Source organism: Paenibacillus curdlanolyticus YK9 (assembly GCF_000179615.1).
Lineage (GTDB): Bacteria > Bacillota > Bacilli > Paenibacillales > Paenibacillaceae > Paenibacillus_T > Paenibacillus_T curdlanolyticus.
Genome location: NZ_AEDD01000016.1, coordinates 72,501 through 95,390 on the forward strand (window position 1 = coordinate 72,501; position 22,890 = coordinate 95,390).

General features: G+C 49.6%; 25 protein-coding genes, 1 tRNA gene, 1 rRNA gene and 1 pseudogene (1 of these 28 cut by a window edge). 24 read left to right on the plus strand and 4 right to left on the minus strand.

Annotation, left to right across the window (positions count from 1 at the left end):
• The 16 genes from PAECUDRAFT_RS23530 to queC form a co-directional block, all read left to right on the plus strand.
• A 23S ribosomal RNA gene (locus tag PAECUDRAFT_RS23530) occupies positions 1 to 1,096 on the plus strand (it extends 1,835 nt beyond the left edge of the window).
• 136 nt (positions 1,097 to 1,232) lie between these two features.
• Positions 1,233 to 1,308, plus strand: a tRNA-Thr gene (locus PAECUDRAFT_RS23535).
• A gap of 236 nt (positions 1,309 to 1,544) precedes the next feature.
• A complete protein-coding gene (fabI, locus tag PAECUDRAFT_RS23540) occupies positions 1,545 to 2,318 on the plus strand; it encodes an enoyl-ACP reductase FabI (protein ID WP_006040678.1) in 774 nt (257 codons plus the stop codon).
• A 158-nt stretch (positions 2,319 to 2,476) separates the two neighbouring features.
• Entirely contained in the window at positions 2,477 to 2,650 is a 174-nt protein-coding gene (locus PAECUDRAFT_RS26015) for a hypothetical protein (protein ID WP_006040679.1), read from the plus strand.
• Entirely contained in the window at positions 2,647 to 3,315 is a 669-nt protein-coding gene (locus PAECUDRAFT_RS23550) for an HAD family hydrolase (protein WP_006040680.1), read from the plus strand. Before PAECUDRAFT_RS26015 ends, PAECUDRAFT_RS23550 begins: the two co-directional genes overlap by 4 nt.
• A gap of 26 nt (positions 3,316 to 3,341) precedes the next feature.
• On the plus strand, positions 3,342 to 3,620 hold the full coding sequence (locus tag PAECUDRAFT_RS23555) for a hypothetical protein (protein WP_040714129.1): 279 nt from the start codon (positions 3,342 to 3,344) through the stop codon (positions 3,618 to 3,620).
• Between the two features lie 132 nt (positions 3,621 to 3,752).
• Entirely contained in the window at positions 3,753 to 4,721 is a 969-nt protein-coding gene (locus PAECUDRAFT_RS23560) for a hypothetical protein (RefSeq protein WP_006040682.1), read from the plus strand.
• Between the two features lie 408 nt (positions 4,722 to 5,129).
• Positions 5,130 to 5,429 carry a hypothetical protein gene (locus PAECUDRAFT_RS25815; RefSeq protein ID WP_144266650.1) on the plus strand — a complete coding sequence of 100 codons (300 nt, stop codon included), beginning with the start codon at positions 5,130 to 5,132 and terminating at the stop codon, positions 5,427 to 5,429.
• 13 nt (positions 5,430 to 5,442) lie between these two features.
• The gene (locus PAECUDRAFT_RS23570) at positions 5,443 to 6,018 is read left to right on the plus strand and encodes a GNAT family N-acetyltransferase (RefSeq protein ID WP_006040684.1); all 576 of its coding nucleotides are present in this window, start codon (positions 5,443 to 5,445) and stop codon (positions 6,016 to 6,018) included.
• Positions 5,996 to 6,547, plus strand: coding sequence for a signal peptidase I (gene lepB / locus PAECUDRAFT_RS23575; protein ID WP_006040685.1), 552 nt, complete (start codon positions 5,996 to 5,998; stop codon positions 6,545 to 6,547). Before PAECUDRAFT_RS23570 ends, lepB begins: the two co-directional genes overlap by 23 nt.
• Before the next feature lie 254 nt (positions 6,548 to 6,801).
• A complete protein-coding gene (locus tag PAECUDRAFT_RS23580) occupies positions 6,802 to 7,260 on the plus strand; it encodes a GyrI-like domain-containing protein (RefSeq protein ID WP_040714131.1) in 459 nt (152 codons plus the stop codon).
• Positions 7,261 to 7,285: 25 nt separating this feature from the next.
• Positions 7,286 to 8,245 carry a DMT family transporter gene (locus PAECUDRAFT_RS23585; RefSeq protein ID WP_006040687.1) on the plus strand — a complete coding sequence of 320 codons (960 nt, stop codon included), beginning with the start codon at positions 7,286 to 7,288 and terminating at the stop codon, positions 8,243 to 8,245.
• 24 nt (positions 8,246 to 8,269) lie between these two features.
• A complete protein-coding gene (locus PAECUDRAFT_RS23590) occupies positions 8,270 to 9,094 on the plus strand; it encodes a PhzF family phenazine biosynthesis protein (protein WP_006040688.1) in 825 nt (274 codons plus the stop codon).
• Positions 9,095 to 9,173: 79 nt separating this feature from the next.
• Positions 9,174 to 9,653 (plus strand): 6-carboxytetrahydropterin synthase QueD, encoded by a 480-nt coding sequence (queD, locus tag PAECUDRAFT_RS23595; protein WP_006040689.1) that lies wholly within the window; start codon positions 9,174 to 9,176, stop codon positions 9,651 to 9,653.
• Positions 9,643 to 10,365 (plus strand): 7-carboxy-7-deazaguanine synthase QueE, encoded by a 723-nt coding sequence (locus tag PAECUDRAFT_RS23600; RefSeq protein WP_006040690.1) that lies wholly within the window; start codon positions 9,643 to 9,645, stop codon positions 10,363 to 10,365. The genes queD and PAECUDRAFT_RS23600 overlap by 11 nt, the downstream gene beginning before the upstream one ends.
• A 15-nt stretch (positions 10,366 to 10,380) precedes the next feature.
• Positions 10,381 to 11,103 carry a 7-cyano-7-deazaguanine synthase QueC gene (queC, locus tag PAECUDRAFT_RS23605; RefSeq protein WP_006040691.1) on the plus strand — a complete coding sequence of 241 codons (723 nt, stop codon included), beginning with the start codon at positions 10,381 to 10,383 and terminating at the stop codon, positions 11,101 to 11,103.
• A 171-nt stretch (positions 11,104 to 11,274) separates the two neighbouring features.
• On the opposite strand, the gene PAECUDRAFT_RS25050 is transcribed toward queC, so the two are convergent.
• Positions 11,275 to 12,468 carry a GGDEF domain-containing protein gene (locus tag PAECUDRAFT_RS25050; RefSeq protein ID WP_006040692.1) on the minus strand — a complete coding sequence of 398 codons (1,194 nt, stop codon included), beginning with the start codon at positions 12,466 to 12,468 and terminating at the stop codon, positions 11,275 to 11,277.
• A 143-nt stretch (positions 12,469 to 12,611) separates the two neighbouring features.
• Here PAECUDRAFT_RS25050 and PAECUDRAFT_RS23615 point away from each other — a divergent pair, with 143 nt between their 5' ends.
• Entirely contained in the window at positions 12,612 to 13,778 is a 1,167-nt protein-coding gene (locus PAECUDRAFT_RS23615; protein WP_040714136.1) for a glycosyltransferase family 4 protein, read from the plus strand.
• Positions 13,779 to 13,850: 72 nt separating this feature from the next.
• Here the strand turns inward: PAECUDRAFT_RS23615 and PAECUDRAFT_RS23620 are convergent, their stop codons facing one another.
• Both PAECUDRAFT_RS23620 and PAECUDRAFT_RS23625 read right to left on the minus strand, forming a co-directional pair.
• Entirely contained in the window at positions 13,851 to 14,903 is a 1,053-nt protein-coding gene (locus tag PAECUDRAFT_RS23620; RefSeq protein ID WP_006040694.1) for a YkvI family membrane protein, read from the minus strand.
• A gap of 89 nt (positions 14,904 to 14,992) precedes the next feature.
• Positions 14,993 to 15,679 carry a hypothetical protein gene (locus PAECUDRAFT_RS23625; protein ID WP_006040695.1) on the minus strand — a complete coding sequence of 229 codons (687 nt, stop codon included), beginning with the start codon at positions 15,677 to 15,679 and terminating at the stop codon, positions 14,993 to 14,995.
• 156 nt (positions 15,680 to 15,835) lie between these two features.
• Here PAECUDRAFT_RS23625 and PAECUDRAFT_RS23630 point away from each other — a divergent pair, with 156 nt between their 5' ends.
• From PAECUDRAFT_RS23630 to PAECUDRAFT_RS25440, 4 genes and pseudogenes are all read left to right on the plus strand, one after another.
• Complete coding sequence (locus PAECUDRAFT_RS23630; RefSeq protein WP_006040696.1) at positions 15,836 to 16,405, plus strand: xanthine phosphoribosyltransferase; 570 nt, start codon at positions 15,836 to 15,838, stop codon at positions 16,403 to 16,405.
• A gap of 90 nt (positions 16,406 to 16,495) precedes the next feature.
• Positions 16,496 to 16,825: a hypothetical protein gene (locus PAECUDRAFT_RS23635; RefSeq protein WP_006040697.1), complete on the plus strand. Its 330-nt coding sequence runs from the start codon at positions 16,496 to 16,498 to the stop codon at positions 16,823 to 16,825.
• Positions 16,826 to 16,927: 102 nt separating this feature from the next.
• Positions 16,928 to 17,155 (plus strand): hypothetical protein, encoded by a 228-nt coding sequence (locus tag PAECUDRAFT_RS23640; RefSeq protein WP_040714165.1) that lies wholly within the window; start codon positions 16,928 to 16,930, stop codon positions 17,153 to 17,155.
• Positions 17,156 to 17,184: 29 nt separating this feature from the next.
• Positions 17,185 to 17,329 (plus strand): annotated as a pseudogene (locus PAECUDRAFT_RS25440) (TFIIB-type zinc ribbon-containing protein); the annotation flags it as partial.
• A gap of 800 nt (positions 17,330 to 18,129) precedes the next feature.
• Here PAECUDRAFT_RS25440 and PAECUDRAFT_RS23650 read toward each other — a convergent pair.
• Complete coding sequence (locus PAECUDRAFT_RS23650; protein ID WP_006040700.1) at positions 18,130 to 19,398, minus strand: purple acid phosphatase family protein; 1,269 nt, start codon at positions 19,396 to 19,398, stop codon at positions 18,130 to 18,132.
• 270 nt (positions 19,399 to 19,668) lie between these two features.
• Here PAECUDRAFT_RS23650 and PAECUDRAFT_RS23655 point away from each other — a divergent pair, with 270 nt between their 5' ends.
• The 3 genes from PAECUDRAFT_RS23655 to PAECUDRAFT_RS23665 form a co-directional block, all read left to right on the plus strand.
• Positions 19,669 to 20,406 (plus strand): polyphosphate polymerase domain-containing protein, encoded by a 738-nt coding sequence (locus tag PAECUDRAFT_RS23655; RefSeq protein ID WP_144266653.1) that lies wholly within the window; start codon positions 19,669 to 19,671, stop codon positions 20,404 to 20,406.
• A gap of 1 nt (position 20,407) precedes the next feature.
• The gene (locus PAECUDRAFT_RS23660) at positions 20,408 to 21,121 is read left to right on the plus strand and encodes a DUF4956 domain-containing protein (protein ID WP_006040702.1); all 714 of its coding nucleotides are present in this window, start codon (positions 20,408 to 20,410) and stop codon (positions 21,119 to 21,121) included.
• A gap of 10 nt (positions 21,122 to 21,131) precedes the next feature.
• The coding region (locus PAECUDRAFT_RS23665; RefSeq protein ID WP_006040703.1) for a CotH kinase family protein at positions 21,132 to 22,890 on the plus strand (1,759 nt) is incomplete at its 3' end.

The window sequence follows — 22,890 nt, forward strand, 5'->3', positions numbered from 1 at the left end:
GCGAAGCCGTAAGGCGAAGTATACGGGCTGACGCCTGCCCGGTGCTGGAAGGTTAAGGGGAGTGGTTAGCCGCAAGGCGAAGCTATGAACCGAAGCCCCAGTAAACGGCGGCCGTAACTATAACGGTCCTAAGGTAGCGAAATTCCTTGTCAGGTAAATTCTGACCCGCACGAATGGCGTAACGACTTGGGCGCTGTCTCAACGAGAGATCCGGTGAAATTTTAATACCTGTGAAGATGCAGGTTACCCGCGACAAGACGGAAAGACCCCATGGAGCTTTACTGCAGCTTGATATTGGACTTTGGTACGATCTGTACAGGATAGGTGGGAGCCTAGGAAGCCTGAGCGCCAGCTTGGGTGGAGGCGCCGTTGGGATACCACCCTGATCGTATCGGAGTTCTAACCCACTACCGTGAAGCCGGTAGGGGGACCGTGTCAGGTGGGCAGTTTGACTGGGGCGGTCGCCTCCTAAAATGTAACGGAGGCGCCCAAAGGTTCCCTCAGAATGGTTGGAAATCATTCGGAGAGTGCAAAGGCATAAGGGAGCTTGACTGCGAGACCAACAAGTCGAGCAGGGACGAAAGTCGGGCTTAGTGATCCGGTGGTACCGAATGGAAGGGCCATCGCTCAACGGATAAAAGCTACCCTGGGGATAACAGGCTTATCTCCCCCAAGAGTCCACATCGACGGGGAGGTTTGGCACCTCGATGTCGGCTCATCGCATCCTGGGGCTGAAGTAGGTCCCAAGGGTTGGGCTGTTCGCCCATTAAAGCGGTACGCGAGCTGGGTTCAGAACGTCGTGAGACAGTTCGGTCCCTATCTGTCGTGGGCGTAGGAAATTTGAGAGGAGCTGTCCTTAGTACGAGAGGACCGGGATGGACGCACCGCTGGTGTACCAGTTGTTCCGCCAGGAGCATCGCTGGGTAGCCAAGTGCGGACGGGATAAGCGCTGAAAGCATCTAAGCGCGAAGCCCCCCTCAAGATGAGATTTCCCAGTATGTAAGACCCCTGGAAGACGACCAGGTTGATAGGCTCGAGGTGGAAGCGTAGCAATGCGTGGAGCTGACGAGTACTAATAGGTCGAGGGCTTATCCTAAGCGTTTTGGCGAATGCCAAAATCGCAACTTCGTGAGCATACGCTTTGCTTCTTGTATGAGAAGCAAACTTCGTGAGCAAGACTAAGCTAAGGATTCAGTATTCGCATCCAGTTTTGAAGGTGTAACCTTCAATGTGCCGGTGTAGCTCAGTTGGTAGAGCAACTGACTTGTAATCAGTAGGTCGTGGGTTCGACTCCTATCGCCGGCACCACTTTTAAATTCGAGACTCCCGGCATGTTATGCGGGAGTTTTTTTGTATGGTAAGTCGAAACTCCACTGCTTATTATTGGGTAGGGGAATACATAGCTGTTAGTGGGGATCCAGTATACTGGTGAAAAAGTTGATTGAAAGAGCCGTTTGGAAGAAAAAGAAGGTATACTGTATGATTAGTGTAGTTGTGATTGAACATATAAATTAATGTGTGATGTACGTACAGGAGGAATGAAAGTGACAAGCTTACTTAACAACCGAACGATTGTCATTATGGGTGTAGCGAATGAAAGAAGTATTGCATGGGGGATTGCCAAATCGCTTAATGAGCATGGCGCACAGCTTATTTTCACTTATCGGAAAGAACGTTCCCGCGATAAGCTCATTAAACTGTTAGCTGATCATGATATAACTGCGAAGACGGTTTCTTGCGATGTGTTGGACGATGCTAGTATTATTGCGGCTTTCGAACAGATTGGTGCGGAAGTGGGCACGATTCATGGCTTAGTACATTCTGTTGCATTTGCTGAGAAGGATGAGCTACAGGGTGAATATGCGGATACAAGCCGGGAAGGTTACATTATGGCGCAAAATTCCAGCGCATACTCGCTCGTTGCAGTAGCGCGCGAAGCGAAGAAGCTTATGACTGAGGGCGGCAGCATCGTAACGCAATCGTATATCGGTGCAGAACGTGTTGTTCGCAACTACAATGTAATGGGTGTCGCCAAAGCGGCGCTTGAAGCAAGCGTAAAATATTTGGCTGAAGATCTCGGCAAGTATGGTATTCGGGTCAATGCAATTTCTGCTGGTCCGATCCGGACACTTGCAGCCAAAGGAGTTTCCGGTTTTAACGATATCATGTCAACGATCGAAGAAAAAGCACCATTGCGCAGAAATGTTGATCAAGAAGAAGTAGGAGACGCTACGATGTTCTTGCTCAGTAATCTATCTCGCGGGATTACTGGTGACGTTCTTCATGTAGACTCGGGTTATCACATTATGGCTTTGTAATTCAAAGATTTTAATGAACCACTGTTTAGGATTTCGCTTTCGCGAGATGCTAATCAGTGGTTTTTTATTGAAAGCTGTGTAGACGTTGTTTTGGAATAGGTGGTATTATTAGGGAACTGATTTAGGCATCGGTTGGATAAGAGAAAGGAATGAAACTAATGATTATTTTTATTATTGCTTTTGTACTACTTGTGCTGATGCTTTCTATGCTCGATGGCAAGCTGAAACGCCAACTGCAAAATGATGAACGAATTATTGAACGGTTAGACCTGTTAATCGCAACTATTCGAGAGGACAAATCGTTAATAAGGAAGGGTGAGTCAGAAAAGTGAGATATAAGCATGTTTTGTTTGATTTGGATGGTACGTTGACCGATCCCGGGGTAGGGATTACGAAGTCGGTTCAGTATGCGCTTCAGAAGTTAGGAATAGAAGAAGACCGAGAGCAACTATATTCATTCATCGGTCCGCCATTGCAGCTTTCATTTGCTGAGCGATATGGGATGTCTGAGAGCCAGTCGACAGAAGCGATACGGCTTTATCGGGAGTATTTTGCAGAGACTGGTATTTATGAGAATGAGCTTTATGAAGGTATGCAAGAGCTATTAGAAACGTTGAAACGATCGGAAGCAGTGCTGCATGTTGCTACTTCTAAACCAACGGAATTCGCTCAGCGAATCTTATCGCATTTTGGTATCGCAGCATATTTCGAATCGGTGACGGGTAGTTTCTTGGATGGGCGTCGCACGGATAAAACGGAGATTATTCGTCATGTGTTGACAAGCCATTGCATTGCGAAAGAGGATACAGTTATGATTGGGGATCGTAAACATGATCTTATCGGTGCAGCGAATAACGGTATAGCATCGGTAGGAGTTAGTTATGGATACGGCTCGGAAGAAGAGTTGAAGGCCTGCAGTCCGAGTATCATTGTGCAATCGGTAGCATCGTTAGAAGCCTGGTTAACGTTCTCAGGAACTATGAAACAGGCATTGTAGACAGATCTGACGTGCGCTTGGAGGCGATGGCAATAAGTATACGGAGAAAATTGTATTTTGCTGGACTTGCGTTGTTTGTGATCCTTCTCATTATGCCTTCTCCTACGCCGGAATGGGCAGTACGCAAGAAGTTGTTCCTTCACGATCCAATAGACGCGATGCGAACGAAAGTAGCCGAGGGTACAATTAAGAATGATCCAATGTTTGGAGATTTGTATTATGCCACGCGTGCCGAACTATCGTATCTGTACGTCAAGCATGGGGCGTGGGGCTACTATGTGGCATCTGCTGGAACGGCACCTTGAAAAAATAGGATATTTTCTTTAGCAAAACTTTAATGGTTCTGCTCTTCCGATCAGTTAGACTATAGCTAATAGGTATATTTACCCGGTGCAGGGGTTGTATACAAATCGGAATGCAAGAGGAGCGAAGTGGGGATGAACCACACGGATCGATTAATGAAGGTCGCTCAGCAATATGTTATGCAGCATAAGCAAAATAACTGGGTGTGTGCGTATGCTGGAGGATCTGTTGGACGTGGTGAAGAAGATCAGTATAGCGACTTGGACCTGAACATCTATGTGACTTCTCAGTCGAACAAAACGGTTAGTTTGCATGTGCCATACGAGGGAATATCGATTCAACTGCATTTCCATGCATGGCCAGGCAGTCAAGCGCTGCGGAGCGAGCCGTGGGCACATCGTTTTCTCATTGAGTCCCGTACGGTATACGATCCTTATGGCTTGCTAGAAAAGCTTAAGCCTGCGGCGATTCGCTATTTCCGCAGTGGGGATGGCCGCAGACAAATGCTGCTACAAGCGACAGAAGAAGTTCAGTGTTACTTGAATAGGTTAGACCGTTGTATCCGCGAAGATAATCTTCTAGGAGCTTTTGTGGCGATACAGGTGGCTTGGCATGCTGCTGCTACAAGCTTTGCTTGGATGAAGGATGAATGCTGCTCTACAGGAGGGCTTTTCCCGCGTATTCGCCATGCAGAACCGACAATGTATGCAGCGTTTCAGTCGATTTGCGCACAGCCGTTGGAGGCTTCGGTGGAGCACCAATTGCATGCTTTGGCTTCCTATCGTCGATACTTGCAAGAAATAAAGCCTGGCTTGACGACGTTATATGCTGGTGCTGACCAGCTAATCGCACGAAAAATTGAGCGTTATATTGGAATAGGCGAGTTGGATTATGCTAAATGGGTACTGCGGTATGAGGCGATGATGTGTTATATCGCTTCTGTGGAAGATATCCATCAATTCGGTGAGCATGTCGAAACGCTGCCGCAGACGATGAAAGAAGCATTGAGGATGTTAGGCGTTACATCCTATTCGATGGAGCAGCTTTCAGAATTGCTTCATCAAGTTGATTGGCTGACGGAGCGAGCAAAGCTCGCAGTCTGAAGACTGCCCGTATGAAGGAGGAGCCGGTTTCTGCTTATATACGTACTTGCCCGTTTATTGATTGCGGTGCTGCTAGTTCGAGCAGATCGCCATGCGTCGTCCAATTGGTGGGCTTCTTCTTACTTAGTAAGCGCGTCATTATTCGATTTATTTCATACATACATACTTCCTGGAGAAAGCAGCATAACGACCGAGTATAGCTGGATGTACGTCGCAGCGAACGCGGTGCTCATGCTGCTCTCTTTGTTCATCCTGGGGATGAGCCTGACACTGTACCATCTAAACGCGCGTCAACACAGTTTTGCGCTTGGTGTGCTCACAGTTGTATGCACTTCTTTAACTGTTTGGCTGTGCTGGCTGCCTGCAAATGCATGGGAGGGTAGCATCGTTCGATTATGCTGGCTGACAATGACAGTAGGAGGGGCAGCGCTGTTATGGTGGCCTGTTGTCCGTTCGCCGCTTCGCAGACAGAAGCAGGATGAAACAGCTTGGCTTGCAACCATATGGTTAATGGTGCCGATGTTTTTGTTGCAGACGGTGATGGTGTCTCGCTTGTCGGGCCTTGCGCTTGGTTTGACTGGTTCCATATATGTTGCGTTTGGGTTTCTATCGGTGGGGATATTCAGCTATGGTCGATTTATTAGGCCAGCGATGTGGCGAAAGCATTACCGTATGATGGAGCATGGTAAAGAGTTGTCAGAAGAATAGGAGGTTTTGTCGCTTGCCCAATCTGATAGGAAATCGAGTCGTGCTGCGGGAATATCGGAAAGAAGATTTATTATATATGAGGCAATGGGTAAACGACCCGGAAATTGTGGATATGCTCTCCGACGTTTTTCTATTCCCACAGACAATGAATAAAACCGAACAGTTTCTAAATGCGATGCTAGAAGGAAGCGTGGATGCAAGGGGGTTTGTAATCTCTCTTCGCGAAACGTTGGAATATATCGGTCAAATTGATCTTCATCGCATTGATTGGAAAAACCGGTCAGCGGAGCTAGGCATCGTAATTGGCAACAAGTTGCTGCAGGGCTTAGGTTACGGAACCGAGGCGATGCAGCTCTTGCAGCAGTTTGTTTTTGAGCGGCTCCAGCTTAACCGATTGGAACTAGAGGTGCTTGCATACAACTCGCCCGCGATACACTGTTATCTCAAATGCGGGTTTCAAGAAGAGGGCCGCAAACGCCAGCGTCATTATTACAAAGGTGAGTATCACGATGTCATCGTGATGTCGATATTGAAATCCGATTATATCCAAAGAGGAGCGAATCGTAGTGGAACTGGAACCGAGGCATAAAAGCAATCGCAAAAAATCAAGATTGCTGAAGGAAGTAAGGGATTGGTCGACTGCGATTATTCTCGCCGTCGTATTATCCTTTTTCATTCAAAATTATGCGTTTGCTCAAGTAAAAGTGTTCAATATATCGATGCAAAATACGCTCGTGGCTGGGCAACGGCTATTTGAAGATAAGATCACCTATCATATGAGCGTGCCTAAACGGGGAGATATTGTTATTATTGACGACACTAGGGAAGATCGTAATCTTGTAAAACGGGTAATCGGTTTACCAGGAGAAACGATTGATTTCCGCGATGGTTATGTGTTCATTAATGGGGTCAAACTTGAAGAGGCATACATAAAAGGTAGCACCTTGCCGGATCAACAGAAAGTACCGTATACGATACCTGCAAATCATGTATTCGTTATGGGCGATAATCGGGAACATAGCGAGGATAGCAGAGCGTTTGGTGCGGTCCCTTATGCGGACATTGAAGGGCGAGTTGTATTGCGAATCTGGCCTTTAAGCGAATTTGGCGGAATTTGAATAGGCGAAGAAGGCTTGGCATAAACAGGCGGCAAGAAGAATAAAGTATGACTTGACGTTAGATGGGGCTTACTAACGTGGCTGCTTCAGCGGTAATAATGGATAGGCGGTCCGATTGTTAATTTGAGGTAAACAGCCTAATGTCGAAACAATCGTGTACCCTTGTTCAAACGAATCGTGTTACACTAGGGGCACGGCTCTTAAGTTCCCGCCCGCCGGTAATCGCCATTTCAGAACGCAAGGAGGAGTACGCCTTGGATAACTGCGCAATCATTACGAAGCGTGCGATCCATCTGGTCGGCATGAGCTATTGCGGTCCGTATTCGACGTTTCCCGATGAAGCGATTCGTCTTCAGGGTGAATTTCTCGCCAGAAGGCATGAACTGAACGGAGCGGCACTTTCATCTGCGTTGTACAGCCCCTATTTTGGCAATGAGGTGTTCGCAACCTATTGGGCATGCTATGAGGTGAACCATCTCAAAACGGTTCCGCCAGGCATGGTTCAATTCACAATCCCGGAGCGTCAGTATGCGGTGGTCACTTGCACAAACAAACGAATTGGCGAAGGCTATGAGCAGCTTACATCCTGGATGAATGAGCATGGCCTTGTGAAACGGGAAAATGCAGTCTCCCTTGAAATTTTTTATTTGGATGAGCATCTGGAGGAAGTAACGGTTGATCTTCATATCCCGTTAGCCGACAATAATAAATAAAAGTAAGAAGGTCTGGAGCATCACGATGAACGCTAAACAATTTTTTACGCATCCTGCTGGTATAGCAGCGGGATCGATCGGCGCTACGCTCCTTTGGGGAAGCGCATATCCGACACTTAAGCGGAGTTATGAGGAACTCGGCATCGACGGAACGGACTGGTTCGAGCAATTTTTGTTCGCTGGTTACCGTTTTACGCTTGCCGGCTTGCTCATTTTTTTATTTATGCTGGTTATTCGCGAGCCACTTCGCTATCGGCAAGGGTCGCTGAAGTGCATTGTCTCGCTTGGTCTGGTGCAGACCGTCTTGCAGTACGTCTTTTTTTACACGGGATTAGCGCATAGCTCTGGCGTATTTGGTTCAGTTATAGCAGGTATGATCTCTTTCTTCTCCATGGTGCTTGCTTATTTCTATGATCCCTCAGAGCGGTTCACTCGCAATAAAATCATTGGGCTTGTGCTCGGCATTACAGGCTTGTTGCTTCTGGCGCTGCCTCAAGCCGTTCAGCATGGCTGGAATCAAGCGTTTGGCATTGGAGAGTGGCTGCTGCTTATCGCGGCATTATGCGCGGGTTTCGGGAATGTACTGTCGAAAAAGGCAGTGTCCGTGTATCCTGTCGCTTATGTCAATGGCTATCAGATGCTTGCCGGCGGTTTGGCGTTAATATTGATTGGCGGAACAGTGGATGGATTTATGCCTTTTCACTGGACAGCTGCAGCTATCATTTTACTTCTTTATTCGGCCATTATTTCGTCAGCAGGCTTTATCGTTTGGAACTATGTGATGAAATACAACTCGGTTGGTTCAACCGCATCTTATTTGTTTTTAACGCCGGTGTTCGGGGTAATGCTATCTGCATTATTTTTGAATGAATCGATTGGCATAGCCGTTATTGCTTCATTAACAGCGGTATGTGCTGGCATTATTATTATTAATCGTCGAACGGAACAGAAGCAAGCGGCTGCCAAAACAGCGAATGTGCGATAAGACATGCCCAAGGGGGAAAGACAAATGGGTGTACAACGAACAGGAAACGGTAATTCAGTGCCGATCTGGATCGTAGATGCTTTTGCAGAGGAGCCGTTCACTGGAAATCCAGCGGCAGTCTGTATCATGGATGGTACAGGAGACCGTGAATGGATGCAGAAGGTAGCGACGGAGATGAATGTTTCAGAAACGGCGTTTTTGTATGCATCGGCGGATACAGCCTATGAGCTGCGGTGGTTTACGCCAAAGGCGGAGGTAGATCTGTGCGGACATGCCACGTTGGCTGCTGCTCATATTTTATGGGAGACGGGACGGCTTAGTCCGAACAGTAAAGCGCGATTTGATACCCGTAGCGGGCGGCTAACGGCATCCTTAGAGCAAGCTGGCATCCGAATGGATTTTCCAGCTGAACCAGTTTCGCCGATAACGCCTTCGCAGGAGCTAATCGAAGCGCTCGGCTTCATTCCTCGTTATACAGGCCAGAATCGAATGGATATCCTCGTTGAGGCGGATAGCGAAGAGACAGTTCGGCTTATAAAACCTGACCTTGAGCTGTTGGCAACGCTCGGTTGTCGAGGCGTAATCGTAACAAGCCGTGCGAAGTCGAATGCTGCTTATCAAGTTGTTTCAAGAGCGTTCTATCCTTCTATCGGCATTGATGAGGACCCCGTTACTGGTTCAGCACACTGTGCATTGGGACCATATTGGACGAAACGATTGCATACCGACGAGATTTATGCTTATCAAGCTTCGCAAAGAGGCGGGTATGTAAAGGTTAAACCGCAAGCAGATCGGGTTTTGCTCACTGGCCAAGCAGTGACCGTACTTGCTGGAAGATTATTGGTATAACGTTTATAAGTCGGCGGTCATTGTAGGTGAGAATGCCCCCATGCTATAATAGTAGTATTGCAAACAACGAGGTGCTGTAATGACTTACGAGATTCCAAGAAATGTCCAGATTTTCGGTGAACATATTCAGCTTCATGAGCTTCGCTATCATAATCGCAGAGTGCTGCTTTCTAAGGAGTTTACTTTCGATAGTGCGCATCATTTGCACCATTATGAAGGGAAATGCCAGAGCATGCACGGACATACGTATAAAGTGCAGCTCATGATGTCCGGCAAGCCGGATGAACGCGGCATTAGCATAGACTTCGCTGATATGAAGCGGATTGCGCAAGCAAGAATTATCGAACCGTTAGATCACAAATATTTGAATGAAGCTCTTCCTCCAATGAACACGACCGCTGAGAATATGGTCGTTTGGATGTACGAGCAAGTACATGAAGCGCTTGTAGAGGAAGGTTTGTATCCGAATGTTCGCGTAGAGGAAATCCGTCTATGGGAAACGCCGACCAGCTTCGCGGCTGTGACCCGGCAATGGATGGAGGCGTCGGATGATGAATAAAATGGGCGACGCCATCCACGCAGAGCGGGATCCGCTTGACAGCAAGCTTCCGATGGTCGAAATCTTCGAAACGGTCGAAGGCGAAGGCACACGTGCCGGGTTTCCGACCGTTTTTGTGCGTTTGTTCGGCTGCAACCTACGCTGTGTCTGGTGCGATACAACGTATAGCTACCCGCCAGCCAAATCAGAATATTCGCTTTCCATTCGTGAGATCGTAGAGAAAGTGAAATCGTATAGGTCTCGGCATATCTGCTTCACTGGCGGCGAACCGCTATTGTACGGCGACCGTTCTGCAATGCTGTTGAAGGCGTTAGCTGAGATCGACGGCATTGTTGATGTACATGTAGAAACGAATGGCGCAATCGGATTAGCTCCTTTTCTGGAGTCAGTTCCGCTTCCGAATGTTCGTTATGTGATGGATTACAAGCTGCCTGATTCGGGCGAGAATGACAAAATGGAAATGGCAAACTTCGAGCTTTTGCGTCCTCAGGATGAAATCAAGTTCGTTATTGCATCCGATCAGGATTTTGATGCAGCAGTGGAAACGTTACGCCGATATCCGACGCAGGCGCTGCCGATGTTCAGCCCAGTATGGGAGTCGATGCCGCCGGCCAAGCTGGTGGATCGCATGCTTGAAGCGGGTTTGTCTGGCGTTAAATTGAATATGCAGCTGCACAAAATAATTTGGGACCCTGCGAAGCGGGGCGTCTAGGGAGGTTGAAGCGCAATGGCAGACAACAAGAACAAGAAAGCCGTGATCATATTAAGCGGCGGATTGGATAGCACGACTTGTATGGGCTTTGCGAAAGAAGCAGGTTACGAGCTATTTCCTCTTACCTTTGACTACGGCCAACGGCATCGCATTGAGCTGGAGAAATCCCGCCAGGTTGCCGAGCATTATGGGGTCATTGACCGTTACAAAGTTATAAAGCTGGACTTCTTACGCAATATCGGCGGTAGCGCACTGACGGATGAGGCAATTGCGGTTCCGAAAGGGACAGGCGTTGAACAGATGGATGTCGAACAGGCTGAGAGCGAAATTCCGGTTACTTATGTGCCAGGACGCAATTTCATGTTTTTGGCAATTGCTACATCCTATGCCGAAGCGGTAGGAGCGGAAGCGATTTACATCGGTGTGAATGCGCTTGACTACAGCGGTTATCCGGATTGCCGCCCAGAATTTATCGCGAAGGTAGAAGAGGTCATGGCGCTCGCAACGAAGGTTGGTGTGGAAGGCAAACCAATCTCGATCGAGACGCCGTTAATCGCATTGAGCAAAGCGGACATCGTACGAGAGGGCGTACGGATGGGCGTACCTTACGAGCTGACAACGAGCTGTTACAATGGCGAGGAAGAAGCTTGCGGAGAATGCGACAGCTGTGTTCTTCGTCTCAAAGGTTTCAGCGAAGCGGGACATACTGATCCTATTCCGTATCACAAGCATGGATAGTATAGCTATCATTGAAGAAAAAGCGAACGGCTTGTCATACGATAGCTGTTCGCTTTTTTGTATAGGCTAGATGGCTAGGCGCAGACACTAGACGAGCAGGGCGTCGCGTCGTTTGGCTGCATGTCGAATAATAAATAGCCGCCTGGAGTGATCCTGACGGCTCTTCTGTGTTTAGGCGTTAGCTGCCTTGGACGAGCGACGAGTCTTGGAACGTCCAGCCTTGGCAACGACCGACACTTTATTCTTGCCAGTCGTTTTCGAGACATACATCGCCTCGTCGGCTTCCTTGATGACCTCTTGGATGGACTGGCCGGATACGGACGTGCTGACCCCAACACTGATCGTGACGATCGTCTCGGTCTCTACGCGACGGCGAATCGTCTCGGCAACATCCTCGGCCTTGACCTTGGCATCTCCTCGGATGACCGCCAGCAGCTCTTCGCCGCCATATCGGCCCGCGGCGCCGATGGCACCGGATTCCTCTTTAATAATCTCGGCAACCTTCTTTAGCACGCCATCTGCGGCATGATGGCCTTGCGTATCGTTGAGCCGCTTGAAGTTGTCGATATCGCAGAAAATAATCGTAACCGAACCGCGTTCCCGCATCCATTTCTCGCAGCGCGAGTTGAAATATTTGCGATTGTACAGTGTCGTCAGACCGTCTGTAATCGATGACTGATGAATATCGAGCATGCGGTCAATTACCCATTCGAACAACATGAGGAACAGCAGCGTAAAATAGATGAGCGGAACGAATTGCGTCATTAGCGAGAGGCCGCTCGATGCGCCATGGAACACATATCCGTCTGCTACCCGAGCGAGCTGATATACAAAATAGACGACTAGACTAATGGCAAACTTGCGATTGAGAGCAATGCCGCGCGTATCCATTAGGATAAGGAAATTGATGAGCACCGCATAGAAATCGAGCGTAAGCACTTGAATGCCTGCGCCGTCCAGAGCAGGCTTGAGCAGGTCAGGATCCAGATACAGCTGGATGCCGGTAAGAACGAATGGAGCAGCCAGCAGCGAAATAAACGCTGGTCCGATTAATCTTCCAGATGGACGGGTATACAATTTCGTGAAAACAAAGTTTATAATGATAAAAGACTCAATTTGTAGAATGGAAGCGAATAAATGCAGGGCAGGGGAATCGTTCGCTTCAGGCGCTGCTAGAAACAATTGAATGCCATGCTGAACGCCTGCAAGCAACAAGCCGGCAATCAGCCAGCCATAGACCTTATATTTACGATAGCTCTGATGAAGCTTGACTGACATGTACAGCATGAGCACCACGATAATGATGACGCATGCGGAGGATAGAATAATACCGGTCTGACCGGTGAGCCAATTGACGATCGTCATATGTACGCCATACCACCAATTTCATAGAGTTACATAAACTTTACAGAAACATATGTTCTAGTATATCATGTTTAAGCCGAGCCGCCTAGTAGCGAATGGTGTCGGAGCAGTGCTTTACTTACTGGATAGAGGAGGCGATTGCCTTGCATATATTGCAAGCCTTATTTTTCCCCCCGGAACAGCCTGGCGGCGTGTCCTCCATGGTTCCGTATATACAAGAACGGTTTAATCGAGTGGGCTGGGAGATGGAGCTATTCTCGCTTCCGAAGCGCGTTCGCAATAAAGGTCAGGAAGAGGTCGCATTCGCGACGTTTGATGCTGCTTCTTTCGCAGGCAACCCGATCGTAGATAAATATATTCAAACCTACCGGGACTATCTCTGGTGGACCAAAATGAGAATTAAGCGCTCTTATGACCTCATTCATGCCCATCATCCAATCGCGGCGCTTGTCATGCGTCAGCTGTTCCCAGATACGCCGATTATGATGACGATTCACTCGAGCTTCGAGCGCGAGCTTATACTCAACAACCGAATTACAGAAGGCAGCCCGGAGCATCGATTCCTAACGTCGATCTATCGGGAGCTGGAAACGAAGGTCGACCGGTTATTGACGGTGTCGGAGTCGTTTCGCCAATACATGGCTCCCTATTTGGAGCAGCCTGATAACGTTATCGTCATTCCGAACGGATTTGATGAGAAACGATTTAAGCCAATCGCCCACGAAAATCAAGTGACGCAGTTCATTACGGTTTGCCGGCTTGTGCCCGCGAAGGGGCTGGACGTTCTTCTGAAGGCGTGTGCGATTCTGAAGCAAAAGGGGTATCCGTTCGTTCTCCATATTATCGGGGATGGCCCGATTCGTGCCGAGCTTGAGCAGCTGGCGGTCGATTTGGGCTTGTATGATGAAATTATTTTTTATGGCTACATGCTTCATCCAGAAGAATTTATGCCGTTCTTTGACGTATTCGTACTGCCTTCACGCGCCGAATCGTTCGGATCAGTATTCGCAGAGGCCGCACTTTGCTTGCTAGCGCTAATCGGTACGAATGTTGGCGGGATCTCCGAGCAGATCGAGAATGAAGTGAATGGCTTGCTTGTACCGCCTGAGCATCCTGAAGCGCTCGCCGAAGCGATGGAAAAGACGGTCGTGGATCCGAGCTATCGCTATGAGTTGGCAAGGGCGGCGTGGGATAAAGCGAAACGGGTATACTCATTAACGCGCGTCGTGTCCCAATTGAAGGAAGTTTACGTCGAGGTCTTGCCTACAAGCAAGGGGGCCGTTGACGAGCAAGAGGGGAATCCATCCTAGCAGAACGAAAGAACGCGTCAGGAGTGTACCGCTTAGGGCGGCTCGTCCGGACGCGTTTTTTTGCAATTTTGTTTATTTTCGCGGCTTATGCGGGTCTTTGCGGTGCCGAATAATGAGAACTAGCCATCCTAGGCTGATGAGTCCGAACAGGGGATACAAGGTCGACAGCAGCGTTCCGAAGCCGATCTGGCTCATGAGGTAACAGAGAATAAGGATGCCGATCGTGATGACCGTTGGCGACCATGTGACGCGCTGACGCATCTGGAGCGTAAGCCCGTAAATGTCGGCAATAAGCGTTGTGAAAATTTCAGCAAAAATAAGAAAAATATAGATCCACTGCGCCGTATGACCCAGCTGCCGTGCGATGCCGCCCATTGGAATCGCATATTGCTGAATGCCTGGCATATGGAGCGATAAGGCGATGTGCCCAGCAAGCAGCATGAATCCGATGCCGATGCCTCCGATCCACGCGCCGATCTTGATCGTGCTTTTATCCCGAACGGAGGCTCCCAGCGGAACGAGAACGGCTTGGGACATCGACAAGTTGAAAGCGGTATATAAGAATGGCGCGCTCCACGCAGCTAACGGCGATTGATCGGTCACGAGCGTCAGCCATCGGTCGGACTCGGGCGTCGTGAACGTATCATAGAGCACAATCCCTGTGAATAGCAGCATCATCGGCACGACGATGCTGTTCACGGCGAGTATGGCATTCATGCCTTTGCGTAGCAACACAAAGCAGCCTGCTATCGTGATGAGCAGCCCTGCCTGATAAGAGAAGTTCCAATTCTCTTCAAAAATCGAACCCGCGCCTGCAAGCATGACGGCGGTGACGCCCAGCAGAATGAACATCATAAAAAAGCTGATCCAGCTGCCCAGCTTCTCGCCGAACAGCGTTTTGTTCAAATCCTCGTAGGAGTTGGCTTGGATGTCTGCGCTGATCAGCATCATTTTGGTGCCGAGCCAGATGAACATTGCCGTAGAGAGAAGGATCGTCAGAAATCCCCAATAACCGAAACGGGTGAAGAATTGCAAAATTTCCTGTCCCGTTGCAAATCCAGCGCCTACGACCGTCCCCATATAGGTGAAGGCGATTTGCATGACCATGCCGCCCCTTTTCCACATTGCTTCGTCCTCCGTTTCATAGCCTTCTATCACAAGGTATGTACGAGGAGGGACAGGCATGACAGGTTTCGCGACAGATCATCTAAAGGTTAGCTTTCAATGAATAGTTTGATTGAAACGATTTCGTGCTTCTCGGGGTCGATATCCAGCTTGAGGACGGATTGCTTGCCTTGATATGCAATCAGGTAGGCGGATTGCGCATCCGGCTTGCCAAGCGCTTTAACAGCCTTGTCCTCCATATCTCCGACTCGCAGGCCGCTTAGGCCAGTAGCGACGGATTTCGCGTGGATTTCGACGAACAGAACGCCCTTCTTGCCAGTGCCGAAACCGACGGAGTAGCCGTCATACTCGATGATATCAATGCGATTCGCGCCGTCATCCTGGGCGTAAGCATCGACAGGATCGCCGTGTGTCGCCTTCACGTCCGTTTGCTGCTGCCCGATTGTTATGCCCGCCAGCGAAGGATGCTCCTTATCCCATTTTGGCTCTGCCGTCTTCGCTTTCGCATTTGATGCACCGGTAGCTTCCGCTGTTTTTTCATCCATACTCGGCTCGCTGAGCGAATCGCCGAGCGTGTCCGACTGGCCTTGCTTCGGCCCGCTGTTGGAGAGAATTGCGCTGTTCGAGGAGATGGGATCGTTGCCGACAACCTGTTCATCCTCTGATTGCCCCAAGCGGAGCGAGCAGCCGGCCGTCATAGCCGTAACGATAGCGACTGCTAGTGCTGTTTTTATAAAAGGGAGCGCGAACGCTGATTGCTGCTGCGGGTGATCCATCCTTAGACAGCCTCCATTCCGGTATCTGTATATTGATTTGACGCGTGCAAACGCTTAAAGGTTCCGCTCGAATCGGAAAAGAGTTGAAATGGTTGCGCGTACTATCCGTCATATGGTAAGTTATCGGAAAAGGTTTAGCGGTGGAGGTAGCATACGATGGAAAAGTTGAAACAACGCATATTAGCAGATGCTTCGGTTATGTCAACGGACGTAGTGAAGCTGGATACGATATTGAATCACCAGGTTGATCCGGTGCTGACAATGGAGATGGGCAAGGAATTCGCAAGACTATACGCGGAGGCGGGCATCACGAAGGTGATCACCGTAGAGTCGTCCGGCATTCCGGTTGCGTTCGCAACGGCAGCAGAGCTGGGCGTGCCGCTCGTATTCGCTCGACGCAAGAAAACGCTTATTGCAGATCCAGATGCCTATGTAGAGCGCGTACCTTCTTTTACGAAGGGGATCGTTACGGATTTGCTCGTATCGCGCCAGCTGCTTAGCGAGTCGGATCGCCTGTTGTTTATTGATGATATAATTGCCAACGGCGATGCTGCAAGAGGTTTGGTCAAAATTATTGAACGTTCAGGCGCTGAACTAGCCGGAATTGGCATCGTCGTTGAAAAATCGTTCCAAGCAGGCGCAAGGACGCTGCGAGAGCAAGGATACCGCGTGGAATCGCTTGTGCGAATTTCCTCGCTGGATAATGGTTCCATCACATTCGAGTAAATCGAGGAAAAGGTTCCAACGCTTCACCCTTTCCTGACTGGATGTTTTCGCTTATAATGGACAGTAGAGTCCGAGGGGAGGCGCTAGGATATGGGGAATATGTCGAACGATTTTATGATCAAAAAGCTTACGGACGCCAAAACGCACTTCGAACGTGCGCTGGATTGCAAGCACACGGAATTCGATGATCTGTATCCATACATGATAGAGCATCCGCAATTTTTTTGGTATAAAAGGTACGTCGCTTGGTCCGAGTTGTTAACAATCGTCAAGCTGGCTGAAGAATTAGACATGGAATGGCGTGAACAATTCCTGGATCATCAGAAGGATTACATTGCCAAACGCGTGATGTCCTCGCGCGTGCTGGACGAGTGGTATGAAACGAATGATTCGAAGGAACACGTCGATAATATCGGATAATAACAAACAACGCGGGACCTCCGACAATGCTCAAGCTGAGCATGGGAGGTCTTTGCTGCTTATAGCACTTGGTTTAGGCGGCATAGAAGGGTAGTGAACATGATGATAACCGAGCAACAGATGGACGAGTTTCGGCTCAGCGGCGAATCTGTGCGAATTGTACGCGACGGGATTCCTGCTAACGACGTATATGGAATTGTGGTGGCCTGGGATGAAGAGAGCATCGTCATTCGACGGATTAATAAGCGAGTCGTAAAGCTGAGCCGGACATATAAGCTGGAGCGGGCGACGGATGAACGTGGAGAGCCTGACGCATTAAATGTTACATGAATGGTCAATAGCGGAAGGAGGCGGCATGAATGAAATGTCCTGTATGCGCGGACGTACGCATGCGAGAGATTGAGAAGGACGGGGTACTGATCGATGTGTGCCCCGATTGCAAGGGGGTTTGGCTTGACCGGGGTGAGCTCGATAAGCTCATGCAAGGCGTGAAGGAGCTGCGAGGCGATGTCGATGCCTATTATTCGGGAACGCCTGCGCAGCAACAGCCGAATAATAGCTATGGCTCGCAGAGCGGCGGCGCAGCGCCTGGCAGCTACAGGGCGCAACAGCAAAACAATGCAAGCGGGCAGCAATCAAGCGGCGGATACAATTCGTCACCTTCAACAGGTGGCTATGGCTCACAGCCACAATCGCAGCAAGGCAGCTATGGCCAGCACGCTGGCGGGTATGGCAGCCATGCCCAGGGGCAATATGGCTACGGTCAACAGGGCGCTTCCCAGCATAATCAAGGCCATCAGAGCTTTGGTCAGCAAGGCTACGGTCAGCAAGGTTATGGTCAACAAGGCTATGGTCAGCACGGGTATGGCAAGCATGGACATCACAATAGTCATGGCTATCCGCATAAGAAAAAGAAAACCGTGCTCGATGTGCTGGGCGATTTATTCGACTAGCCTGAGCGATTGGCCCCAAGGCCACTTGTGGCTGGCTGGGCGCGAAGCATGGTGTTCTTTTACAACGGACCGTAGAGCCGCTATAACCTCCAAATGCGCAAAGCTATGAATGTAACGGACTCCACAGCCGTTATTCAGCCATTTTTCCGCCTCGGAGGGTTAATTGAGGTCAAATAGCGGCTCCTTGGTCCGTTAGAACAGAGAAGATCCGGAATGAGGTCAAATAAGGGCCGCTCGGTCCGTTAAAAGTAGTCGCATTAGACAATAAAAAGAAACCGCTCCTTTCATAAATGGTTGGTTAGAGCCTCCATTTTACCAAGGAACGGTTTCTTTTTTTATATGCTTGCCAATCTAATGATGAATTGCAAATCGGTCCACTGGCATCCCGTCAGCCGTATAAGCTTCGTATACCAACGTATCTTTTTGAATCGTGATTGCGGCAAACATCGGTTGGCCATTTTGCAAATGAACGGCGTGATAGAACCGATCCTCTTTCTTCTCATTCAGCTTTGCGCCAGACGCGTTCGTTACGACGTACACGGTCCCTGCATGGTCGGCAACGGGAGCATCAGCTTTGCCTGTAATTTGCCCATTACGGAGCGGATAGGAGCGAGAATATTCGTGATTGTGGCCCTGCAGCACAAGATCTACTTTGTAGGTATCGAAGATATCGACCCATTCCTTAACCTTTTTATAGGTATTGCCGCCATAAGGGCCACGGTGAAGCGCAACGATCAGCCATGGCTGATGGGTGGCAGCTAAGTCTTGACGAAGCCAATCGGACTGTTCATCAATGGCTGCTTCGGTGTTCAACACAGCGATATGCGCGCTTCCAATATCGAGCGAGTAGTTGGTTCCGACAGGCGCATCGGCAGCCCCATTGTTCGGCAGATTGAAGCGAGTGGCAAGGGGCCATGAGCTGTCTTTTTCTTTATCCGTAATTTCATCATGATTGCCGGTAACCGGCAAAATGGGAACGCGGGTGATCGAGGGGGAAGCCTGCTCAAACCACTGCTCCCAAGCTCTCTCATCCTCAGGGTTTTCGGTCAAATCGCCATTATGGACAATAAATCGAGCCCTCGGAAACTGCTTGAATGCCTGGTTTAATGTTTTTCCCCATATTTTAAAATCCGCGCTCGTAATCCCTTGTGAATCCGTCACATTAATGAAAGTCATCGCGGTGTCCTCTTGTGGCGGAGGGTCCGTTTTGAACGATAACAGGCTGCTCCATTCGCCCTCCCGTCCGCTACCTACACGATAAGAATAAGTAGTTGCAGGCTGTAAGCCTGTTGCTTCGACTTTATGAATACCAATCACCTCGGCGGTGTGGTTGCCTACGGCTAAGGGTGAGGTTTGTCCCTCGAACGTTAGCTTGGCGGATTGCTCGAATGAGGCCGAAGGATCGGTAACAGCGATTTCGATTATCGTAGGCGTATCTGGCTGCGCTGTGACCCACGTGAAGGCGCGCGAGGTAGAGGCATCTCCATGAAGCGTTAGGACGATCGAATGAGGGGCCATGCGCTTCTCGCTATCCGAAGAACAGCCGACGACGAGGATCCCGACTAACAGGGCGGCCACGAGCATGATGAAGAGACCAGCGCTATATTTGCTCACCAACATGGAAGAAAAGCTCCTTTCTTATCTAATCCGGATCAATCTAGTCCACTTACTATCTCATTAATGAGACGATAGAAGCAAATGAATTGTTAATACTGTGTAAATTTTTCAGCGTTTATTCAGCTAGCAGTAAGAGTACTTTCAAGATAAGCCCCTATAATGAACCTCATCAAGCGATCGAAACGAGGTGACAGAATGAAAGCAATGGAGCAATTGAACGACATGCAATCGGCACTTAATGGCCTCAAACTTGTGGAGCGGCCGTCCCAAGAGATGCGGCCTATCGCGGATACGGTCCCTAGCGCATCTTTGAAATTCCGTCACGAGCTGAAATATTACGTGAATTACCATCAATACTTTATTATTCGCCAGCGTTTGAAAAGCTTCATGGAGCGGGACAAGCATGCAGGCCCAACAGGTGAATACCATATTCGCAGCCTGTACTTCGATGATTTGGACAATAAAGCGTTATCCGATAAGCTTGGCGGGTTGCGGGATCGGAACAAGTATCGTATCCGGATCTATAACGTCGATGATAAGATCATTCATTTTGAGAAAAAAATCAAACAGGATGAGTACATCGCCAAAGTGAAGGTATCGCTTACGCGGGAGGAAACCGATGCGATTATCGCAGGCAACTACGAATGTTTGCATGTGCCGAGCCAGCCGTTGAAGATGGAGCTGTACAACGAGATGAAGCATCGGCTGCTGCGTCCGAAGGTCATCGTCGATTATGTCCGCGAGCCCTATATCAATGGGAATGGCAATGTGCGGATCACGTTCGATAAGCAGCTGAAAACCGGATTGTTCGCAACGGACCTGTTTAATCCGGCATTGAGCACAGTGAGCGCGATCGATGACCAGATGATGATTTTGGAAGTGAAATTCGATGAATTTATTCCGTACCACATTCGGGATGCGCTCCAGCTCGAGGGGTTGCAGCGGCAATCCGCTTCCAAGTACGTGATGTGTCGAAAATATATCAAGATGAATGCGTGGGAGGATCAATAGCATGGAAACGAATACGAACCAGGCTGCAGCAACGGATACGAATACATTTAGCGATATTCTTAAAAATTCCGTCGTCAAAAACTTTGTGAACGATATCAGCTTATCTAAAATCGTGATTACGATGGCAATCGCTTTTCTGATCGGATTTTTCATTTACTTACTGTACAAACGCATCTTTAGCGGGGTGCTTTATAGCAAAAGCTTTAACGTGTCGCTGATCGGCATGACCCTGATTACATCGATGGTTATTATTGCAATCAACTCGAATCTTGTCCTCTCGCTCGGCATGGTCGGCGCGCTCAGCATCGTCCGGTTCCGTACGCCGATTAAAGACCCGACCGACCTTATTTTCTTGTTTTGGGCAGCGGCAGCGGGTATCGTAACGGGCGCAGGCTTCTTCTCGCTTGCGATTGCTGGTTCTGTCATCGTGGGCCTTGTTTTGTTCATTTTCATCAAAAAAGCATCGTTCGAAACGCCGTACCTGCTCGTCGTGAATTGCGATGGCGATGAGAGCGAGCAGCAGCTGATCGAGCAAGTGAATGTGAATGTAAAACGCTACAATGTGAAACAAAAAACAGTGACGCAAGGCAACATCGAGCTGACGCTGGAAGTGCGCGTGAAGGATAAGGAAAGCGGATTCGTGAATGCGATTTCGGAGCTCCGCGGCGTGAAGAATGCCGTCCTGATCAGCTACAGCGGCGACTACGTGTCCTAAAGGTAGCTTAATGAATTCTAAATCCGCCGTCCCAATTCTCGTCGCAAGCATGATTATCGCGCTTATCGCGGGCATTGTGCTTGACGGCTGGGCTAGGGGCACCGGGGATTCCGCGGTTTCGGGCGGCACCTCGGCTGCGGCCAATACCGAGCAGTTGGATCATGACGTGTTTGTAAAGGATAAGGTCGTCGATGTGAAAATTACGATTGACCCGGACGAGTTCCAGTCCATGTTGGACAACGCATCGGCGGAGGAATTCAAGTCGGCAACGGTTGAGTATAATGGCATCAAGCTCGACAATGTAGGCATTCGAACGAAAGGCAATTTGTCCTTGCGCTCGGTCGTCAGCATGCCGGATTCCGATCGTTACAGCTTTAAGCTGTCGTTTGACGAATATATTTCGAATCAGACCTTGTTAGGCCTTACCAAAATCAACATAAACAACAATTACAGCGATGCGACCTATATGCGCGAGTTTTTAACGTATGAGCTTGCCGAATCGATGGGGCTTCCTACGCCTAAATATTCGTACGTGAACGTCTATGTGAATGGTGAATTGAAAGGCTTCTATCTGGCCGTCGAGCAAATTGGCGATTCCTATTTGGAGCGGAATTTTGGCAATGCATACGGGGCGCTCTATAAAGGCATCATGGGCAACGGCAGCGACCTGTTGTATGCAGGCGATAGCGAGTCGGACTATCCTGGATTGTCACGCAAGTCGGAGAAATCCAATGACGATGTCCTGATCGACATGATCAAGGAGCTGAACAGCGGCACCGATTACGAGAGCGTCATCAACGTGGAGGATGCGCTTGGTTACATTGCGCTCAATGCAGTCACAACGAACACGGACAGCTACATCGGCAGCAATAAGCAAAATTACTACTTGTATGAGGATGAAGGCATTTTCTCGATTTTGCCATGGGACTATAATATGGCCTTCGGCGGATTGGGCAGCAATTCGTCGCTTATGATTGACGAGCCGACGGACGGCGCTTTGTCCGAACGACCGCTTGTCGACAAGCTGCTGAAGGTGGGAGCGTACAAAACGCGCTATCACGAGATCATCGAGTACATGCTGAATACGTACTTGAAGGATGATGTATTCCAAGCGAGGGTGAAACAGCTATCAGAGCTGATCGCAGCCCATGTAAAAGCCGATCCAACGGCGTTCTATACGTATGATCAATATGAGCAAGGCGTACAGCAGCTGCTGTCATTCACCTCGACTCGTGTTGCCAATGTTGCCGGGCAGTTGGACGGTACGGTCAAGTCTTCTGGCGACGGCTCCGGCAATGGCGGAGGCATGAGAGGCGGCGGCATGGGCAGAGGAGGCAGAAACAACGTGGCAGCGAATGGGCAAAACAATGCAGCAGCAGCGGGACAGAATGGCGAAGCAATGCAAGGCGGCGGCCAAGGCAACGCAGGAGCGGGCCAGAATGGCCAGGTGATGCAGGGCGGAGGCCAAGGCAATGCCGAGGCGGGCCAGAATGGCCAGGCGATGCAAGGCGGCGGCCAAGGCAACGCAGGAGCGGGCCAGAATGGCCAGGTGATGCAAGGCGGAGGCCAAGGCAACGCAGGAGCGGGCCAGAATGGCCAGGCGGTGCAAGGCGGCGTCCAAGGCAACGCCGGGGCGGGCCAGAATGGCCAGGCGATGCAGGGCGGAGGCCAAGGCAACGCCGGGGCGGGCCAGAATGGCCAGGTGATGCAAGGCGGAGGCCAAGGCAATGCTGGAGCGGGCCAGAATGGCCAGGTGATGCAAGGCGGAG

Excerpts from the sequence above, each read along its gene's own strand:
- PAECUDRAFT_RS26015 (WP_006040679.1), top strand. The coding sequence starts at position 2,477 with ATGATTATTTTTATTATTGCTTTTGTACTACTTGTGCTGATGCTTTCT.
- PAECUDRAFT_RS23555 (WP_040714129.1), top strand. The coding sequence starts at position 3,342 with ATGGCAATAAGTATACGGAGAAAATTGTATTTTGCTGGACTTGCGTTG.
- PAECUDRAFT_RS23560 (WP_006040682.1), top strand. The coding sequence starts at position 3,753 with ATGAACCACACGGATCGATTAATGAAGGTCGCTCAGCAATATGTTATG.
- PAECUDRAFT_RS25815 (WP_144266650.1), top strand. The coding sequence starts at position 5,130 with ATGACAGTAGGAGGGGCAGCGCTGTTATGGTGGCCTGTTGTCCGTTCG.
- PAECUDRAFT_RS23585 (WP_006040687.1), top strand. The coding sequence starts at position 7,286 with ATGAACGCTAAACAATTTTTTACGCATCCTGCTGGTATAGCAGCGGGA.
- PAECUDRAFT_RS23590 (WP_006040688.1), top strand. The coding sequence starts at position 8,270 with ATGGGTGTACAACGAACAGGAAACGGTAATTCAGTGCCGATCTGGATC.
- queD (WP_006040689.1), top strand. The coding sequence starts at position 9,174 with ATGACTTACGAGATTCCAAGAAATGTCCAGATTTTCGGTGAACATATT.
- PAECUDRAFT_RS23600 (WP_006040690.1), top strand. The coding sequence starts at position 9,643 with ATGATGAATAAAATGGGCGACGCCATCCACGCAGAGCGGGATCCGCTT.
- queC (WP_006040691.1), top strand. The coding sequence starts at position 10,381 with ATGGCAGACAACAAGAACAAGAAAGCCGTGATCATATTAAGCGGCGGA.
- PAECUDRAFT_RS25050 (WP_006040692.1), bottom strand. The coding sequence starts at position 12,468 with ATGACGATCGTCAATTGGCTCACCGGTCAGACCGGTATTATTCTATCC.
- PAECUDRAFT_RS23620 (WP_006040694.1), bottom strand. The coding sequence starts at position 14,903 with ATGTGGAAAAGGGGCGGCATGGTCATGCAAATCGCCTTCACCTATATG.
- PAECUDRAFT_RS23625 (WP_006040695.1), bottom strand. The coding sequence starts at position 15,679 with ATGGATCACCCGCAGCAGCAATCAGCGTTCGCGCTCCCTTTTATAAAA.
- PAECUDRAFT_RS23630 (WP_006040696.1), top strand. The coding sequence starts at position 15,836 with ATGGAAAAGTTGAAACAACGCATATTAGCAGATGCTTCGGTTATGTCA.
- PAECUDRAFT_RS23635 (WP_006040697.1), top strand. The coding sequence starts at position 16,496 with ATGGGGAATATGTCGAACGATTTTATGATCAAAAAGCTTACGGACGCC.
- PAECUDRAFT_RS23640 (WP_040714165.1), top strand. The coding sequence starts at position 16,928 with ATGATAACCGAGCAACAGATGGACGAGTTTCGGCTCAGCGGCGAATCT.
- PAECUDRAFT_RS23650 (WP_006040700.1), bottom strand. The coding sequence starts at position 19,398 with ATGTTGGTGAGCAAATATAGCGCTGGTCTCTTCATCATGCTCGTGGCC.
- PAECUDRAFT_RS23655 (WP_144266653.1), top strand. The coding sequence starts at position 19,669 with ATGCGGCCTATCGCGGATACGGTCCCTAGCGCATCTTTGAAATTCCGT.
- PAECUDRAFT_RS23660 (WP_006040702.1), top strand. The coding sequence starts at position 20,408 with ATGGAAACGAATACGAACCAGGCTGCAGCAACGGATACGAATACATTT.